The 17,177-nt window shown below is 68.5% G+C and carries 17 protein-coding genes; 5 read left to right on the plus strand and 12 right to left on the minus strand.

The features are described 5' to 3' along the window. Positions 1-53 precede the first annotated feature (53 nt). Positions 54-218, minus strand: a complete 165-nt coding sequence (locus JOF56_RS14640; RefSeq protein ID WP_209638077.1) for a hypothetical protein — start codon at positions 216-218, stop codon at positions 54-56. 201 nt (positions 219-419) lie between these two features. Next, positions 420-1,865, minus strand: a complete 1,446-nt coding sequence (locus JOF56_RS14645; RefSeq protein WP_209638079.1) for an aldehyde dehydrogenase family protein — start codon at positions 1,863-1,865, stop codon at positions 420-422. Between the two features lie 123 nt (positions 1,866-1,988). Here JOF56_RS14645 and guaA point away from each other — a divergent pair, with 123 nt between their 5' ends. Beyond that, complete coding sequence (guaA, locus tag JOF56_RS14650) at positions 1,989-3,548, plus strand: glutamine-hydrolyzing GMP synthase (protein ID WP_209638082.1); 1,560 nt, start codon at positions 1,989-1,991, stop codon at positions 3,546-3,548. A 4-nt stretch (positions 3,549-3,552) separates the two neighbouring features. On the opposite strand, the gene JOF56_RS14655 is transcribed toward guaA, so the two are convergent. Together JOF56_RS14655 and JOF56_RS14660 are read right to left on the minus strand one after the other, a co-directional pair. Further along, positions 3,553-3,777, minus strand: a complete 225-nt coding sequence (locus JOF56_RS14655; RefSeq protein WP_209638084.1) for a hypothetical protein — start codon at positions 3,775-3,777, stop codon at positions 3,553-3,555. Continuing rightward, positions 3,767-5,032: a PspC domain-containing protein gene (locus JOF56_RS14660; protein WP_209638085.1), complete on the minus strand. Its 1,266-nt coding sequence runs from the start codon at positions 5,030-5,032 to the stop codon at positions 3,767-3,769. The genes JOF56_RS14655 and JOF56_RS14660 overlap by 11 nt, the downstream gene beginning before the upstream one ends. Positions 5,033-5,143: 111 nt before the next feature. Between JOF56_RS14660 and JOF56_RS14665 the strand changes: the two genes are divergently transcribed. The 3 genes from JOF56_RS14665 to JOF56_RS14675 all read left to right on the plus strand — a co-directional run bounded on the left by JOF56_RS14665 (position 5,144) and on the right by JOF56_RS14675 (position 7,927). Beyond that, positions 5,144-6,388, plus strand: coding sequence for an ATP-binding protein (locus tag JOF56_RS14665; protein WP_307855101.1), 1,245 nt, complete (start codon positions 5,144-5,146; stop codon positions 6,386-6,388). Between the two features lie 8 nt (positions 6,389-6,396). Continuing rightward, positions 6,397-7,068 (plus strand): response regulator, encoded by a 672-nt coding sequence (locus JOF56_RS14670; RefSeq protein ID WP_209638089.1) that lies wholly within the window; start codon positions 6,397-6,399, stop codon positions 7,066-7,068. A 109-nt stretch (positions 7,069-7,177) separates the two neighbouring features. Next, positions 7,178-7,927 (plus strand): S1 family peptidase, encoded by a 750-nt coding sequence (locus JOF56_RS14675; protein ID WP_209638092.1) that lies wholly within the window; start codon positions 7,178-7,180, stop codon positions 7,925-7,927. Positions 7,928-7,966: 39 nt separating this feature from the next. On the opposite strand, the gene JOF56_RS14680 is transcribed toward JOF56_RS14675, so the two are convergent. Continuing rightward, positions 7,967-8,869, minus strand: a complete 903-nt coding sequence (locus tag JOF56_RS14680) for a DMT family transporter (protein WP_209648260.1) — start codon at positions 8,867-8,869, stop codon at positions 7,967-7,969. 148 nt (positions 8,870-9,017) lie between these two features. Between JOF56_RS14680 and JOF56_RS14685 the strand changes: the two genes are divergently transcribed. After that, positions 9,018-9,923 carry a LysR family transcriptional regulator gene (locus JOF56_RS14685; protein WP_209638094.1) on the plus strand — a complete coding sequence of 302 codons (906 nt, stop codon included), beginning with the start codon at positions 9,018-9,020 and terminating at the stop codon, positions 9,921-9,923. Position 9,924: 1 nt separating this feature from the next. On the opposite strand, the gene JOF56_RS14690 is transcribed toward JOF56_RS14685, so the two are convergent. The 7 genes from JOF56_RS14690 to JOF56_RS14720 form a co-directional block, all read right to left on the minus strand. After that, positions 9,925-11,574 carry a serine/threonine-protein kinase gene (locus JOF56_RS14690; protein WP_281065438.1) on the minus strand — a complete coding sequence of 550 codons (1,650 nt, stop codon included), beginning with the start codon at positions 11,572-11,574 and terminating at the stop codon, positions 9,925-9,927. A gap of 83 nt (positions 11,575-11,657) precedes the next feature. Beyond that, positions 11,658-12,992, minus strand: coding sequence for a serine/threonine-protein kinase (locus JOF56_RS14695; RefSeq protein WP_209638096.1), 1,335 nt, complete (start codon positions 12,990-12,992; stop codon positions 11,658-11,660). A gap of 308 nt (positions 12,993-13,300) precedes the next feature. Then, on the minus strand, positions 13,301-14,224 hold the full coding sequence (locus tag JOF56_RS14700; protein ID WP_209638098.1) for a hypothetical protein: 924 nt from the start codon (positions 14,222-14,224) through the stop codon (positions 13,301-13,303). Positions 14,225-14,389: 165 nt separating this feature from the next. Next, complete coding sequence (locus tag JOF56_RS14705; protein WP_209638100.1) at positions 14,390-15,310, minus strand: hypothetical protein; 921 nt, start codon at positions 15,308-15,310, stop codon at positions 14,390-14,392. 192 nt (positions 15,311-15,502) lie between these two features. Beyond that, on the minus strand, positions 15,503-15,808 hold the full coding sequence (locus JOF56_RS14710; RefSeq protein ID WP_209638102.1) for a hypothetical protein: 306 nt from the start codon (positions 15,806-15,808) through the stop codon (positions 15,503-15,505). Between the two features lie 64 nt (positions 15,809-15,872). Then, on the minus strand, positions 15,873-16,148 hold the full coding sequence (locus JOF56_RS14715; RefSeq protein WP_209638104.1) for a chorismate mutase: 276 nt from the start codon (positions 16,146-16,148) through the stop codon (positions 15,873-15,875). Positions 16,149-16,351: 203 nt separating this feature from the next. Next, complete coding sequence (locus JOF56_RS14720) at positions 16,352-17,008, minus strand: DedA family protein (protein WP_209638106.1); 657 nt, start codon at positions 17,006-17,008, stop codon at positions 16,352-16,354. Positions 17,009-17,177: the final 169 nt, after the last annotated feature.

Raw genomic sequence — 17,177 nt, forward strand, 5'->3', positions numbered from 1 at the left:
CCCGTCGACCGGCAGGGCCGGCCGACGGGCTCGCGCTCGTCCTCATCGGTTACTCAGGGCTGCGGCTGCTCGTGGTGCGTCGGGCCGTTGGTCTTCGCGCCTTCGTCGACGGAGACCGGCTCGCTCTCGTGATGGGTCGGCCCCTGTGGACGCATCGGGTCGTCCTTCGGCGGCGTTCCGATCGGGGGCAGTTCTTGCTCGGTGCCAGGAGTCGTCATTCGAGTTTCCCTCCTCGTGAGCGCGCTCGGGGCGCGTTCTCCCGAACCCAGCGTCGCGAGCGGCGGGTGCGACTCTGGGTGTTCATTTCGGCTCTCCCCAACAGAACCGGAATGAATCTACCGCACGAATGGACGAATGGGAATTACGTTGGGAAACAAGATCTTGGCCCAATTACTCCGATCGTGACGAAATCGATCGAATTAGAGGCTAACGTTTGTCAGGACCGTTATCCGCTCCTCGGTCAGGTCCCGCATCGCCGAGCGCACGCCCTCCCGGCCGAACCCGGACCCCTTCACCCCGCCATAGGGCATCTGATCTGCGCGGAAGGACGGCACGTCACCGATGATCACGCCGCCGACCTCGAGCTCGGCGCCCGCCCGGGTGGCGGTGTGCAGATCCCGTGTGAACACGCCCGCTTGCAGTCCGTAAGCCGAGGAATTCACCTGATCGAATGCGTCGTCGAGACCATCCGCAATCGACACGGCGAGTACCGGTCCGAACACTTCCTCCGACCAGATTCGGCTGTCGCGCGGCGCGTCCAGGACAACGCACGGCTCCACATTCGTGCCATCCCGGCCGCCACCTGCCAGCAGTTTCGCGCCCCTGGAGGTCGCCTCGGCGATCCACTCGGCGATCCGTTCCGCGGCGGCATCGTCCACCACGGGACCGACCTCGACATCCGGGTCGTGCGGGTCGCCAGTGCGCAGGTCGCGCACGGCGTCCACGAGTTTGCCGATGAACTCCTCGGCGACCGCGCGGTCCACAAGCACCCGCTGCACCGCGATGCAGGACTGCCCGGCCTGGTAGTTGCCGAACAAGGCGATCCGCTGCGCGGCGAAGTCCAGGTCCGTCCAGTCCGCGCAGACCACGGCCGCCGCGTTGCCACCCAACTCCAGCACGAAGTGCTTACGCGGCGCGGCATCCATCAGCGACCAGCCGACCGGCCCCGATCCGGTGAACGACACCACCGGCAGCCGCTCGTCCCGCACCAGGGCGGCGGTCTCCTCGTTGCCGACCGGCAGCACCGAGAACGCACCCGCGGGCAGATCCGTCTCCGCGAGCAGTTCGCCGAGGACCAAAGCCGACAGCGGGGTACGCGGTGCGGGCTTGATCACGATCGGGGCGCCGGCCGCGATGGCCGGCGCGACCTTGTGGGCGACCAGGTTGAGCGGGAAGTTGAACGGCGCGATGCCGAGCACCGGGCCGCGCGGGAACCGGCGGATCATCGCCAGCCGTCCCTCCGACGCCGGGTCGGTGTCCAGCCGCTGCAGCTCGCCGCCTGCCCGGCGGGCCTCCTCGGCGGCGAACCGGAACGTCGAGATCGCCCGCTTGACCTCGATCTCGGCCCACATCAGCGGTTTGCCGTTCTCGGCGGTGATCAGCTCGGCGATCATCTCGGCCTGGTCGGCCAGGCCCTGCCAGACATGGTCGAGCGCGGCGGCCCGGATATGCGCGGGGGTACTGCGGAACTCCTTGGCCACGGTCGCCGCGGCAGCCACCGCACGTTCGATCTGCTCGGGACCGGGCACTGCCACGGTGGCCACTTCGGAGCCGTCGAACGGGTGGCGCACGGTCAACGCGCTGACGCCCTGCTCCGGGCGTCCCGCGATCCAACAGGGCCGGGGCGTGGGCGTGTACGCATCCATACCGTTCAAGGTAGTCACTTCACTGTGTGCGTAATCAGGCACTCCCCGTGAGCTGCTTCACCCACCACGTCCGGCGGCGGATGAGCCTGGGATGCTTGACCTGCGGTTCGTCCGAGAGGAGCAATGAAAGTGTCCGAGGCCAGTGCCAAGCCTGTGCTCGTGGTCGACTTCGGCGCGCAGTACGCCCAGCTGATCGCCCGCCGGGTGCGGGAGGCGCAGGTGTACTCCGAGGTCGTCCCGCACATCGAGTCCGTCAAGGAGCTGATCGCTCGCGACCCGGCCGCGATCATCCTTTCGGGTGGACCTGCGAGTGTTTACGCCGAGAACGCGCCGAGTGTGGATCCGGCCCTGTTCGACGCCGGGATCCCGGTCTTCAGCATCTGCTACGGCTTCCAGGCGATGGCCCTCGGCCTGGGCGGCACGGTCGAACCGACCGGCATCCGGGAGTTCGGCCGCACCGAGTTGTCGGTGGCCGGTGGTGTCCTGCACGAGGAACTGCCCGCCCGGCACCCGGTCTGGATGAGCCACAACGACAGCGTCACCAAGGTGCCCGAGGGTTTCACGGTCACCGCCACCAGCGATGGCGCACGGGTGGCCGGTTTCGAGAACGTCGAGCGGCAGTTCGCCGGTGTGCAGTACCACCCCGAGGTCGGGCATTCCCCGCACGGCCAGGAGGTGCTGCGCCGGTTCCTGCACGACATCGCCGGTATCCGTCCGCAGTGGACAGTAGCGTCCATTGTGGAGGACCAGGTGGCCGCGATCCGCGCTCAGGTCGGCGACGGCCGGGCGATCTGCGGTCTGTCCGGCGGCGTGGACTCAGCGGTGGCCGCGGCTCTTGTGCAGCGCGCCATCGGCGACCGGCTGACGTGCGTGTTCGTCGACCATGGCCTGCTGCGGGCGGGTGAGCGCACCCAGGTGGAGCGTGACTTCGTCGCCGCGACCGGCGTCAAACTGGTCACAGTGGACGCTCGTGAGCGGTTCCTCAAGGCGCTGGCCGGGGTGACCGACCCGGAGGAGAAGCGCAAGATCATCGGCCGGGAGTTCATCCGGGTCTTCGAGCAGGCCGCCCGCGATCTCAAGACTGAAGGCGGTGTCGACTTCCTGGTCCAAGGCACCTTGTACCCGGACGTGGTCGAGTCCGGCGGCGGATCGGGTACCGCGAACATCAAGAGCCACCACAATGTCGGCGGCCTGCCGGACGACCTGGCCTTCGAGCTTGTCGAGCCGTTGCGCTCGCTGTTCAAGGACGAGGTCCGCCGGGTCGGGCTGGAACTGGGCCTGCCCGAGACGATCGTGCACCGCCAGCCGTTCCCCGGCCCCGGTCTGGGTATCCGGATCATCGGCGAGGTCACCGCGCACAACCTGGAGATCCTGCGCGCGGCCGACTCGATCGTCCGGGAGGAACTGACTTCAGCGGGTCTGGACCGCGACATCTGGCAGTGCCCGGTGGTTCTGCTGGCCGACGTCCGCAGCGTCGGCGTCCAGGGCGACGGCCGGACGTACGGCCACCCGGTCGTGCTGCGCCCGGTGTCCAGTGAGGACGCGATGACCGCGGACTGGACGCGGCTGCCCTATGACGTCCTGGAACGTGTTTCGACCCGGATCACCAATGAGGTTCCAGAGGTGAACCGGGTCGTTCTCGACGTGACGAGCAAGCCGCCGGGCACGATCGAGTGGGAGTAGCCACCTAGTCCTTGGAACGCCGGCGGACCGACGTGCCCAGCAGGAGCAATCCGACGAGCACGGCACCGCCGGCGACCAGCCAGCGCGGGTCGAACGCGGGCAGCCAGGTCCTGCCGTCGGTCAGCACATAGGCCGACATCACCAGGGCCGCGATTCCGGCGAAGAGGGTCAGCAGGTCCGGGCGCTTGCGCTCGGTGGTCGTCTTCTCGTTGTCGCTGTCAGTTGCCACGACGCACCTCCACGGTCCCGGAGTTCACCCGGGCGTCCAGATAGATCTTCAGTCCGCCTTGGCCGTCCGCGCCGTAGTCGACGGTGTTCACGTGGGCGTCGGTCGCGTTCTGTTCCTGGCCGAGGCATTCCACCGCGCCGAGGCCTGCGTCGCAGGTGACCTGGACGTCCGCGTTCGGCGGCACGATCACGGAGATGTTGCCCAGCCCGACGGTCACCGAAGTACTGACCGTTCCGGTGTCCGGCAACGCGGTCAGGTCCAGGTCGACGGTTCCGCCGCCGACGCTGTACACACCTTGGACGGCTTCGACCGACGTCGGCCTGACCACCGTGTTGCCCCACTCGGGCCGGCCCGTGGAGGCCACCGGCCCGGTGTCGGTGTTGGTGAACACGAAACCGGCCAGTGCCAACGGAACCGCGAGACCGATCAGGCCACGCCCGCCTCGGACGAACGACCCGCCGACCATGCCGAGGCCGATGACCGCCAGCACGAGCCCGGTGATGTGCCCGGGCGTCAGCCAGGACACCTGCGGCGCGAGCAGCACCAGCGCACCGCCGACGGCGAGCGCGGCACCGAAGGTGATTCCCCCCACCCTGGAGCGCGGGCGCCGGGGCGCGGGTGGCTCAGGCTCTTTCTTGACCGGCGCCGGATCCGGCAGATCCCACGCGAACGGCGCGGCGCCAAGCGGATCCCAGGCGGGCGGGCTGTTGCGTGGCTCCGGCCCAGGAGGGGCCGGCATGACAGGCGAGTTCATTTCCATCCCCACAGAAGGCAACGGCATTGTCGGCTGCGGCGCCGGTGGTGTCTCCTGCCCGAGTCCCGCCCGGCTGCGGTGCAGCATGAACAGCGCGGCAACCAGCATCGCGGCGCCCAGCAGACCGCCGCCCTCACTGTTGAACGTCCAGAGCGAGACGCCGAACAGCACTCCGCACAACAGCAGCGTGAAGAACCATCCGGTGCTGCTGCGGCCCCGGCCGATCATGGCCGGGAACGGCGCCTCGTTGTCGTTCTCCTCGGGGAAGAACAACCAGCCGAACAGGTAGATCATCAGCCCGGCGCCGCCGAAGAAGGCCGACACCACAAGCACGACCCGCACCAGCACCGGGTCGATCGAATACCGGTTGGCGATCGCCGCGGCGACACCCGCGATCTTCCGGCCCCGGCGCGGCCGTCTGGGCCGGCTGTTCCAGAAGTCCTTCAGCGTGTCCTCCGCCCCGGCCAGCGGATGGGTTTGCTGTCGCTGCGTTCCACTCACGGTTACGAGGATGCTGTGTGCCAGGGGTCCGCCACATCAGGGCAGGCCCCTGAGCTTGTCCCCGGGACGTTCCCTGATGACCTGTCAGCTCGCGCGTGTGACCATTCAGGGGTGGGTTTGCTGCTCAAACGCGAGACGACCGAGATCTCGGCGCCGCAGGCGGAGTTCAACCGGATGTACCGGCGCCGCTCCGGCCGGACCATCGCCGGGATCGCCGGTGGTGTGGCCGACCATCTCAACGTCGACGTGCTGTGGGTTCGCCTGGCGTTCGCCGCGCTCGCCGCCGCCGGTGGTGCCGGTGTGGTGATGTACGGCCTGTTGTGGGCGTTCGTGCCGCAGCAGGACACCGACGCCGACACCCCGCCGCCGATCTCCAAGAAGGAACGCCAGCAGGCGATCGGCCTGATCGCGCTTGGTATCGGGGTCGCGCTCGCCGGTGGCACGGTGACAGGTACGTTCAACGGCTGGGCTGGGCTCGCGCTCGCGTTGGCTGTCGTCGGCGCCGCGATCGTGTGGCGTGAGGCCGACGAACGGCGCAAGGGCGAACGCAACGCCCTGGTCCGGACGTTGTCGGGAATCGCGCTGGTGGTCTCCGGTATCGCGACGTTCGTGCTGCAGGCGTTCGGCAACTACGACCAGCCGCAGTTCGTGATCGCGTCGGTCATCGCCGTTCTGCTCGGTGTCGCGGCCGTGACGGTGCCGTGGTGGCTGCGCCTGGTGCGTGACCTGGGCGACGAACGCCGTAAGCGGATCAGGACCGAAGAGCGTGCCGAGATCGCGGCCCACCTGCACGATTCGGTGCTGCAAACGCTTGCGCTGATCCAGAAACAGGCCGAGACGCCGCGCGAAGTACTCCGCCTGGCCCGCGGGCAGGAGCGGCAGCTACGGACTTGGCTGTACGGACCGTCCGGCTACGGGCGTGACGACGCCAACCAGCCCAACACGCCGAAGACGCTCTCCGAGGCGATCGAGACCGCATGCGGCGAGGTCGAGGACACCTTCGCGGTGAAGGTGCAGCAGGTCGTGGTCGGCGACTGCGAACTCGACGAGAAGCTCATGGCGTTGGTGCAGGCCAGCCGGGAGGCGACGGTGAACGCGGCCAAGCACGCCGGGGTCGCCGAGGTCAGCGTGTACGCCGAGGTGGAGCCGGACCGGGTGAACATTTTCGTGCGCGACCGGGGCAAGGGATTCGACGAGACGGTGGTTCCGGCCGACCGGCATGGCCTTGCCGACTCCATCAGGGGCAGGATGGACCGCAACGGGGGCACGGCCCGGCTGCGGACCGCCCTCGGCGAAGGCACTGAGGTACACCTGGAGATGCCGCGCAGCACGACTTCGGCCAGGGCAGACCGATAGGGGAAACGATGAGCGAGGAGAGCACCACCCGGCGGGTAAGGGTCTTTCTGGTGGACGACCATGCCCTGTTCCGGGCGGGGGTGCGCACCGAGCTGGACTCGATCACCGACGAGGTCGAGGTCGTCGGCGAGGCGGGCACGGTCGGCGAGGCCGTGGCCGGGATCGCCGCGAAACTGCCCGACGTGGTGTTGCTGGACGTCCACATGCCCGACGGCGGCGGCGCGGAGGTGCTCCGGCAGATGCGTCCGACGCACCCGGCCGTGGTGTTCCTGGCGCTCTCAGTGTCCGACGCGGCCGAAGACGTGATCGCCGTGATCCGCGCCGGCGCGCGTGGCTACGTCACCAAGACGATCTCCAGCCAGGAGCTCGTCCGCGCGGTGTGCCGTGTGGCCGAAGGGGATGCGGTCTTCTCGCCGCGGCTAGCCGGGTTCGTGCTCGACGCGTTCGCCGACCGGCCGGGTGCGGCCCCGATCAGCGACCCGGAGCTGGATTTGCTGACGCCTCGCGAGCGGGATGTGTTGCGGCTGCTGGCCCGTGGCTACGCCTACAAGGAGATCGCCTCGGAGCTCTTCATTTCCGTGAAGACCGTCGAGACGCATGTGTCGAGCGTGCTGCGTAAGACCCAGCTGTCGAACCGGTACGAGCTCTCTCGCTGGGCGTCCGACCGTCGGCTCGTCTGAGGCGTATCCGGACAATCTCCCTACTTCTGAGGGTTACTTCGCGGTAACGAGGGTTTCTAACGTTCTTCGTGGCCCGGATCACATTTCCGGGAACACGAAGGAGAACTCCATGAAGGCACGGTCCCTGCTCGCCGGCCTGTTCACCGCTGGAGTCGCGTTCGCCGGTCTGGTCTCACCAGCCGCTGCGGCCCCCGCGCAACCAACAGGCGTCGAACCGATGATTGTGGGTGGCACCAACGCCACCCAGGTCTACTCGTTCATGGTTTCGTTGCAGTCCAGCTCCGGCAGCCACTCCTGCGGTGGCTCGCTGATCAAGGCGAACTGGGTGGTCACCGCGAAGCACTGCGGTACGCCCTATCAGGTCCGGGTCGGCACCACCAACCGCACCAGCGGCGGCACGGTGGCGCGCGTGGCCCAGAGGATTCAGCACCCGACTGAGGATCTCGCGGTGCTGCGGCTGTCGACGTCGGTGACCGAGACGCCGATCGCCATCGCCGCCACGTCCGGTGCCAACGGCACTGCCACGCGGATCATCGGCTGGGGCCAGACCTGTGCCCCGGCAGGTGGCTGTGGTGCACCGACGATCCTGCAGCAGCTCGACACCTCGATCGTGGCCGACAGCCGGTGCCTGGGCATCAGGGGCTCGACCGAGATCTGCACCAACAACCCCGGCGGCAACAAGGGCGCCTGCTACGGCGACTCCGGCGGCCCGCAGGTCAAGCAGGTCAACGGCGTGTGGCAGCTGATCGGCGCCACGAGCCGGGCCGGTAACAACAACTCCACCTGCGCGACCGGTCCGTCGATCTACGTCGACACGTCCGCGCTGGCCAGCTGGATCCGTACCAACACCGGCGGCTGATCCACCCCCTCGTGAGTGGCTGGTCGGCGAACCGGCCACTCACGAGGTTTTCTGGGGCTCCACCGCCATGACGGGCACCGTCGGCTCGACGGTCCGCACCCGCGGCTGCCAGCGGGTCATGCCCACCCCCAGGAGGACCACGACCATGCCGATCACCACCCGCAGGGTCACCGGCTCACCCAGGACAGCGGCGCCCAGCAGCACAGAGACGACCGGCAGCAGGTAGCCGACCGCGGTCGCGGCGACGGCGCCCTCGTCGGCGATCAGCCGGTAGTTCAGCGCGAACGCGACGCCGGTGCCGAACACCCCGAGGACCACCACCGCGATCACGCTGATCAGGCTCCACTCGATCGGCTCAAACCCGTCGATCGGCAGCATCAGCGTGCTCAGCCCGGACGCGGTGACCAGCTGCGCGGCCGACAACGGGATCGGCCCGACGCCCCGGCCGGAGAGCTTGAGGCCGATGTAGGTGTAGCTGACCGCGTAACTGGCCGCGGCCGCGAGGATCGCCAGCGCGCCCCAGCTCGCCACGCCGTGCGCCTGCCAGGGCGCGAAGATCAGCAGCGTGCCGGCGAAACCGAGGATCAGGCCGAGCATCCGGATCGAGAACAGCTTGCGTTCCTGGCGCATCAGCACGCCGATCAGCAGCGCCCACAACGGGGTCGTGGCGTTGAGCACACCTGCGACGCCTGAGTCGACGGTCTGCTCGCCGAAGCCGAACAGGAAGAACGGCAGGGCGTTGCCGAAGAACGCGGCGAAGATCAGCTGCAGCCAGACCTTCCTGTCCCGCGGCAGCCGCTGGCGGCCCGAGTAGCACAGCACCACCAGCACGGCCGTGCCCAGCAGGATCCGGCCGATCGCGATCTGGCCAGGCGAGAACGCCTGCAACGCGAACTTGATCCAGAGGAAGCTGGAGCCCCACAGCAGCGCCAGCACGCCCATCCGGATCAGAGTGCCTCTGCTGCCCACCGGGTCGTCTCCCCTCAGTCCACCTGCCCAGTCCACCTGGCAGTAACGATGCCCCGGCTAACTACGCAGAACAAGTGAAGAAAAGTGCATCGACCCTTAAGCATTTCTGTAAGATCGGGTCATGCTCGACGTCCGCCGCCTGCAGATCCTGCGAGCCGTGGTGACCAGCGGATCGGTCACGTCCGCGGCCGGGAACCTCGGCTACACGCCGTCCGCGATCAGCCAGCAGCTCGCGGTGCTGGAACGGGAAGCCGGTACGGCCCTGCTGGAACGCGTCGGCCGGGGCGTGCGCCCGACCGCCGCCGGCCAGCTGCTGACCGAGCACGCGGCCATCCTCAGCAAGAACCTCACCGAAGCCGAAAGCGCGTTGCGTGACCTCAAGGAAGGCCGCACGGGTCATCTTTCGGTCCGCTACTTCGCCACCGCGGGTGTCGCGCTCGTGCCGCCTGCCATGGCGCAGCTGCACAAACACCACCCTGGGCTGCAGATCGACCTCAAGCTGATCGACCCGGAGGACCCGCTGCCGGAGGTCGAGCAGGGCCGCGCGGACGTGGCGATCGTGGTCTTCCCGCGAAGCAATCCCGCCCGCGGCAACGTACAGCTGATCCACCTGATGAACGACCCACTGCGCGCGGTACTGCCGCGAGGGCACCGGCTGGCCTCGAAACGTGTGCTGGATCTGGCCGATCTGGCCGACGAGCCGTGGGTCGGCTCCGACTGGACGCCCGGTCCCTGTCAGGACCTGATGCTGAATGCCTGTGCGGCGGCGGGATTCACGCCGAAGGTGACTGTGGAGTCCGAGGACTACGCGACGACACAGGGATTCGTGGCGGCCGGACTGGGTGTGGCGATGGTGCCGGGGCTCGGTCTGAACACCACGCACTCCGGGGTGCTCGTGCGGCGGGTGCGCCGCCCGGAGCCGACGCGGGAGATCTTCGCGGCGATCCGCGATTCCTCAGCGGCCGATCCGGCGGTTCAGGCGTTCCTGTCGGCGTTGAAAGACGTGGTCACGCGGCTGGGAAAGTGAGTCAGCCCGCGCCGCTGCGGAAATTGTCGATCATCAGCTTGCCGCCCTGGTTGACCACGGTGAACGTGTAGGGCTCGCTGGTGGTGCCGCCGCCGTTCTTCTTGGTGAAGCGCACAGTGCCACGGACCTGGCCGTTTTCGCCCTCGACGACGTCAACGATCTTGACGTCGTCGAACCGGGCGTAGAAGTCGAAGAAACCCTGCCTGCCGCCGGAGAGGCCCTGCGCTCTGGGCGTCAGCAGGGCCCAGGCCTCCTCGGGCTTCTCCGGCAACAGGTCGTAGTACTGGGAGATGAATTGCCCGGCGTTGTCCAGATTCGCGTCCGGATTGGAGGAACTGGTCGTCGTCGAGGGAGCGGTCGTCGGGGTCGACGCCTTGGTCGTCGGTTTGGGCGTCGTTGTCTGCGTCACGACGACTGTTGTCGTTGCCGGAGGCAGCTGGGTGGCGGGGTTCGGGGACGCGTTGGTGGGGTTCGACTTGTTCGTGAACAGGCTCGCGACCAGGACGCCGATAGCGGCCGCGCCGACGATGGCCAGAACCGTCAGCACGATCTTGCGGACGTCCCGCTTGGATCTTGGCTCGCCTGGGTGGTGCAGCTCGCGGGAGGCCGGTCGCATCGGCGGCTGCGTCGGCGGCGGACCTGGCGGGCCGCCCATCTGCAGGCCGCCGGGAGGGGTTCTTCGTGGGTCGGACAGCGGGTTCGCGTCCAGCCGGGTGATCGGGTGGTTCGGCGACGGCACCGGCGGCACAGGCGGTGCCGGGGGCTGGATCCGGTTGCTGACCGTCGGGCCGTCGTAGTTGCCGGTCAGCAGGCCAGGCGGAATCGGGCGGCCGGCAGCGATCGCGGCCAGCGCCTCCTTGGCAGCCGCCATTGTCGGCCGCTCTTCGGGCTCTGTGCGCAGCAGCCGCATCAGCAGCGCGGTCAACGGGCCCGCCTGCCGCGGCGGCGAGATCTTGCCAGCCGCGACCGCGTGTAGCAGCGCGAGCGTGTTCTCGCTCAGACCGAACGGCGAATGACCCTCGACGCAGATGTACAGCGTCGAGCCCAGGGAGAACACGTCCGACGCGGGCGTCGGCTCCATGCCCTTGGCGACCTCGGGCGCGAGGTACGCGGGCGTGCCCGCGAGCATGCCTGTCGCGGTCACCGTCACGTCGCCGACCGCACGCGAGATACCGAAGTCTGTGATCTTGACTGAGCCGTCGTCACCGAGCAGCACGTTCGCCGGCTTGATGTCCCGGTGCACGATCCCGGCCGCATGCGCGGCGACCAGACCGGCCGCCACCTCGGTCCCGATCCTGGCCGCTTCCTGCGGCGACAGCGTGATCTTGTCGTCCAGCTCGGCCGCGAGGCTGCGGGACGGCAGGTACTCCATCACCAGCCAGGGCGAGCCGTCGTCGTCGACCACGTCATAGACCGTGATCGCGTTCGGATGCTGCAACCGGGCGGCGATCCGGCCCTCACGCATCGAGCGCAGCCGGCCTTCCTCAGCCTGCGCGGCACTCAGGCCCGGCTGCTGGAGGAGTTGTTTCACCGCGACCGTGCGGTGCAACCGCTCGTCCAGCGCCTGCCAGACGACGCCCATGGCGCCGCTGCCGATGCGCTGTCCCAGTCGGTATCGACCCGCCACCAGGCGGTCTTCGTCGGAGGGCAACGCCTAACTCCCGTACGGCTCTGGATGTCTGCGACCGAGGAACTCTACATATGTGTCGTTTGAGGTGGCCCGAGGGTTGCTTGCTACGGGCCACCCGGTCCCGTGGGCGGATTCACCGACCCCGACGGCGGCGGGCTCGTCTTGGTGGTGGTTGTGGTGGTCGTTGTCGTGGTGGTGACGGTCGTCTTGCTCGCCGTCGTCTTCGGCGGATCGGACGGCTTGGCAGTCGACCTCGGCGTGGCTCGGCTCGTGGTCGTCTCCGTCGTCGTCTCAGTTGACGGCTCGGTGTAGGTCGACGTAGGTGTCGAGCTGGTCGTCGTCTGGGAGCTGTTGACGTTCGACGGCTCTTGGCCGTTCTTGCCGTCGTTGTTGCTGGCCGCGATCAGCCAGCCGCCGAGCCCTAGGACGAGCGCGGCCATCACACCCGCCAGCACGTACGGCCGCTTCGAGGGCTTCTTCGGTGGTGGCGGCGGGACCATCGGCCGCACACCAGTGCGCGACCGGGGGGACTGCGGGGGGATCGCCCTGGTACGAGGGTCCGTGCCGGGGCCCTGGGCACCGGCGAACACCGTGCGCGCTTCGGGCACGTCAGGGTGGTCACCGCGGGCCACGGCCGCGAGCATGTCCCGGGCGTAGGCGGCGGTCGGGCGCTCCATGGCCTCTGTGGCCAGCAGCGCGAGCAGGACCGGGGTCAACGGACCAGCCATCCGCGGCGGGTTGATCCGGCCGGCGGCGACGGCGTGCAGCAGGCCGAGCGTGTTCTCGCTCAGGCCGAACGGCGGCTCGCCCTCGACCGCCGCGTACAGCGTCGAACCGAGGGAGAAGATGTCTGTGGGCGGCGTCGGTTCCTTGCCGTAGGCCACCTCAGGCGCCAGATACGCCGGCGTACCCGCGATCAGGCCGGTCTTGGTGACCGTCACGTCGTCGCTGGCGCGGGAGATACCGAAGTCGGTGATCTTCACTGAGCCGTTGTCGGCGAGCAGGATGTTACCGGGCTTGATGTCCCGGTGCACGATGCCCGCGGCATGCGCGGCGGCCAGAGCCGCGGCGATCTGCGCGCCGATGGCGGCGACCTCGAGCGGCGGCAGCGCGCCGCGCTCCTTCATCACCGCGGCCAGGCTCTGGCTCGGTACGTACTCCATCACCAGCCATGGCGCGCCATCGTCGTCGACGACGTCGAAGACCGTCACAGCGTTCGGGTGGTGCAGCTTGGCGGCGATCCGGCCCTCGCGCTGGACACGCTCGAGGGCTTCCTCGATCTCGTCCTGGGACAGCCCGGTCTGCAGCAGAACCTGCTTGACCGCGACGACGCGGTTCAATCGCTCGTCCCGCGCCTGCCAGACCACCCCCATGGCGCCGGTGCCGATGCGATGCACGAGCCGGTAGCGACCGGCTACCAGTCGGCCTTCGTCGCTCACGACACCTCCTTGCCCGCGAACAGCTCGCAGGCGATATTCCCTGACAGGCGGATAACCCCGTAACCGCTATTGCGCTCTCGTAGCCCGATAGCCGCCTCCAGGCTATGCGCTCACTCGTCGCGCTTGGCCACAAGACCGTTACCTGGACACGAGGCACACCAGCGTTACGTAGCACCCCGCTCCGCGATTGAGACCAACGCCACAACCGGCCCTATCCCTCGGGCGTGCCCAGCTTAGCCCGAACGGGGGGCGGGTTGGTGACGCGAGGTACGACCCGGCCCAATCGGGCGTCATCAATTCGGAGAGTGTCAGGATCGTTGCGCCGAGATGATCTCCGCTCCGGTGATCCGCTGTGGGATGCCGTCAGTGACCCTGAGCAGCTGCTGAACCCGTGCTTTGCCGCCGTCGGGCAGCATCATGTGCACGATCGCCAGCAACTCTCCGTCACCGCGCTTCTGCACGTCGACCACGTCGATCGAGCGCACCTGCGTCCACGAGTCCACGAACTGGGACAGATCGGACTGCCGCAGCGTGCCGTCGAGCAGGCCCAGCGCCTTGGCCGGCTGCTCGGCCAGCAGCTTGTAGTAGCGCCTGACCAGCTCGGTGTCGATCGGGTTCGGGTCCTCGGCGACGGGCGCCACCTGCGTGTCCACGCCCTCGTTGCCCTTGTCCACCGCACGGCGGCCCGGGCTGGAGTTGTCGACCGTGGCCGCGGCGCTGCCCTTGTTGGGCGCGGGCAACTCGGTGGTCATCCTGGGCGCGTTGGCCGCGCCGAGGGTGAAGAGGTTCGGCAGCAGCGCCTGCTCGTTGGTCATCTCGGCCACGGGGCGCGACACGGCGCCCGCGTCGGCCTGACGACGGGAGTTGATGATCGACGCGGTGGCGATCGAGGCACAGAGCACGGCGGTGGCGACGCCGAGACCGGCGAGTTTGGCCAGTTGCCTGGTGCGGGCCGGTGGCCTGCGGTGCGAACTCGGCGGCGGAACGGGAACCGGGCTGGGAGCGGGAGCGGACTCGACCGGCTCCATCGGTTCGGTGGTCTCCGAAGAGAGCACTGTGTTCGCCGAGGTCACCACGGTCTCGGCGGTGTCCGCGAGGCCGGCGGGCATCTCCACGGTGACGGCGTCGTCGCGGGGTGGTACGTGAACCGGGGTCGGCCGGTTCTTCATCAGCTCCGCAACGGTGATCGCTCCGGCTCTGATGTGCCGGCGACCAGACGTCGGACGCTCCACTGGGTTACTTCCTTGCGTGTGTGTTGCCTTCGGGTCCTGCTAGCCGGGCTCACTGTGTGCCACTCCGTGTTCACCCGTTCAGGGGAGGTATTGGCACTGCGTGTAGCTCGACTGGGCCAGCGGTGACCGCCAGCACTCTGGGTATCGGCCCGTTGGGGGCCGGACTTAATGGGTAACTTCAGAACTGATCTTCGGATTGCTGCCGGAGGTGAATTTCAGGCGTCTGCGCTCGACGAACGTGGAGCCATCCGTCTTGGTGATCTTCACCTCACTGACCGTCGTGCCCTGGTTGGGATCGATGTTGATCCGCCGGACCTCGACCGACTGGATGCCGGAATAGCGCTGCCTGAAGGCCTGCTCACCCTGGCTCTGCATCTCTCCGGTGGTCATCTGGTAGGCCGCGCCGGGGTTCTTGGTGACCTGTGCGTAGAACGTCTCGGTCCGGTCGCCGATCTCTTTCGGGTCATTGGTGGCGAACGCCCGTTTGGGTGTCGTCTGGCGGACCGGTGGCACGAACGGGGGTGGCTGCTCGATCGAGGTACTCGGGACCGGCGGGACCAGGGGCGCCATGGTCACCTGCCGGCCACTGCTGTTCGGACTGCGGCGGGCCGGCGTCGGCGCCACTGTCGAGCGTTCGGGACTGCGGGTGGTCGCGGCCGGCTTCGGCGGCGCCGTGACGGCCGGCGGGGTGGGCGAGTCGAGGAAGACCGGCAGGCTCGGGTAGCCGGGCAGGGCGTCGATGGTGTCGGTGTTCTTCGGCCTGCCCACCAGCGAGGCGGTCGCGAACATCAGGCCGAACACCACGAGCAGCGAGGCGCCGACGGCGAACCACGCGGCCCGGCGCCAGGTGCTCGGCGGCGTGACCGTGGCCGGGATGGTGCCGAGGTCGAACTTCCGCAGACCGGGCACGGTCGTCTCGAGCAGGGTCGGCGGCGGGATCCGGACCGCCGGTTCGGGGGCGGCGTGTGCGGGCGCGTGTGGGTGGAGGACCTCGGGCGTCCAGGTGCCGGAGTGGTGCCGGTGGCGTCCCGTTTCGTTGTGCTCCCCGCTGGTCATGCTCTTGTGACCCTTCTCACTGCCGGTCATGACGTGACTACTCAAGATCACGGCATGGCGGCTGCCAGGAGGGTGACGGCCAGGGGGAGATCAGGCGCGGGTCGGATACTCACCTACGCCAGCGTAGGGTGTTCCGGTTCACACATAAACGCTGGTAGGACCCCAAAAAAGACACCACACGACCGGGTGAAATTCCTTGACAGTCCGTGCCATCCGGACCGGTCAGGAATCCGTTTTGTACTTCTTCTGGGTGGACTCGAGCGACTTCAGGGCCACCGCGCCGGAGCCACCACCGATCAGGATCGCGAGGATGTCCACGAAGCCGTCGCCACCGGTGAGCAACAGCCCGAGCAGGGCTCCGGCCGTCGTCACACCGGCGATCGGCCAGCGGCTGCGGACGTAGTTCGCGATGGGCGTGCCCCCCGCCCGCTTGGACGCCGCCGAGTTCAGCAGCGCCAAGTACCCAGCGTGGGCGAGCGTGGCGACGAGGGCCACGATGACGATGATCACGGCGATCAGATCAAGCATGACTCCAGTGTGCCCGTTGTCGCGCCGTCACGGATGGGTGATCGCCCTGATATTCGCCGGAATGTCACCGGCCGAGCCGGCCACGCCCCAGATTCAGCAGTGCCATCGCCAGCTGCCTGCCCTCCGGGCCCAGGTCGCGGTAGCGGGCCAGGACGTCCATCTCCCGGTTGTAGACGATGCGCGGGCCACCCGCGGCCATCCGTGCCGCGCCGATCGTCTGGGACACCTCCACGCGCCGTTTCACCAGGCGGAGGATCTCGGCGTCCAGCCAGTCGATCTCCTCACGCAACGCGTTGATGTCGGGCGTGGGGGTGGTCTCGTTCTCGGTCGTGGGGGTCATCGGCTCGTCCTGTCTGGGCAGTGGAGGCCTGGCCCCGGGAGAACGAAGCCCCCGGGTCCGAGGACTCCGGGGGCTCGTGGTGTCTGCTGGCGTCAGAGAACCACGGGAGCCGGAGTCCGGGTCCCGTAGAAAAAGTAAAAGCGCTCTGTCCGCACGCGGCCATCTTGACACAGAACGCCGTCGTGCGTCGACCCGGGAGCAGATCACCCGCTCGTCACGACCTCCCGTGGCATGGATTCGCCGTCGGCGGCGATACGGGCCGGCTTGTCCAGCCGGCGCAGCACCTTGGACATGACGATCCCGCCGATCACGATCCCGCCGGCGACCATCGCGAACGACACCACGCTCGGGTCGACGAACTGGCTCGCCCCGGAGAGCGCGGCCCCGACCGCGGTCCACAGGGCGGCCCAGACGACCGCGGACGCCGCCGCGTACGCGCTGAATTTGCGCAGCGGCATCCGCAGCGCGCCGGCGAGCACAGGCGCGAGCGTGTGCGCCACCGACACGAACCTGGCGGTCACCAACAGCCATCCGCCTGATTCCCCGACCAGACGTTCGGCCTGCTCCCAGCGCTTGGGCCCGGCCTTGCGACCGACCCAGCCGTGTTTGATCGCCGGCCCCGACCAGCGACCGATGGCGTACCCACCCAACTGGCCCGCGAGGCATCCCGCGGCCGCCACCACCCCGGCGAGCGGCGACCACGACACGTGCAACACCCCGATGCACGCGCCCACAAGCACTTCCCCGGGCAGGACCACGCCGATGACGACGCTGGTCTCGAGGAACGACAGCACGAAGATGGTCACCAGCACCGCGACCGGTGAGAGTGCGGTCAGATCTGGCATCAGCCCTTCGAACACGTCCCCGTCCCCCGTCTGTTCGTCGTCGTCAACTCCTCACTGAAGACTGTCGCCCGCGGTTGGCGAATGGATCAGGGATGGTCCCCGGAAAACCCCGGAAACCAGCCCTGAACACCCGGTGAAGACCCCCGGCTGTACCGCTGTCCGGGTGTAACCACCGGGAAGCTAG

Source organism: Kibdelosporangium banguiense, assembly GCF_017876405.1.
GTDB classification, from domain to species: Bacteria; Actinomycetota; Actinomycetes; order Mycobacteriales; family Pseudonocardiaceae; genus Kibdelosporangium; species Kibdelosporangium banguiense.

What these genes read in the sequence shown, in the direction of transcription:
- JOF56_RS14685 (WP_209638094.1), top strand. Translation starts at nt 9,018, where the DNA reads ATGCTCGACGTCCGCCGCCTGCAGATCCTGCGAGCCGTGGTGACCAGC.
- JOF56_RS14680 (WP_209648260.1), bottom strand. Translation starts at nt 8,869, where the DNA reads ATGGGCGTGCTGGCGCTGCTGTGGGGCTCCAGCTTCCTCTGGATCAAG.
- JOF56_RS14675 (WP_209638092.1), top strand. Translation starts at nt 7,178, where the DNA reads ATGAAGGCACGGTCCCTGCTCGCCGGCCTGTTCACCGCTGGAGTCGCG.
- JOF56_RS14715 (WP_209638104.1), bottom strand. Translation starts at nt 16,148, where the DNA reads ATGACCCCCACGACCGAGAACGAGACCACCCCCACGCCCGACATCAAC.
- JOF56_RS14705 (WP_209638100.1), bottom strand. Translation starts at nt 15,310, where the DNA reads ATGACCGGCAGTGAGAAGGGTCACAAGAGCATGACCAGCGGGGAGCAC.
- JOF56_RS14710 (WP_209638102.1), bottom strand. Translation starts at nt 15,808, where the DNA reads ATGCTTGATCTGATCGCCGTGATCATCGTCATCGTGGCCCTCGTCGCC.
- JOF56_RS14640 (WP_209638077.1), bottom strand. Translation starts at nt 218, where the DNA reads ATGACGACTCCTGGCACCGAGCAAGAACTGCCCCCGATCGGAACGCCG.
- JOF56_RS14670 (WP_209638089.1), top strand. Translation starts at nt 6,397, where the DNA reads ATGAGCGAGGAGAGCACCACCCGGCGGGTAAGGGTCTTTCTGGTGGAC.
- JOF56_RS14645 (WP_209638079.1), bottom strand. Translation starts at nt 1,865, where the DNA reads ATGGATGCGTACACGCCCACGCCCCGGCCCTGTTGGATCGCGGGACGC.
- guaA (WP_209638082.1), top strand. Translation starts at nt 1,989, where the DNA reads ATGAAAGTGTCCGAGGCCAGTGCCAAGCCTGTGCTCGTGGTCGACTTC.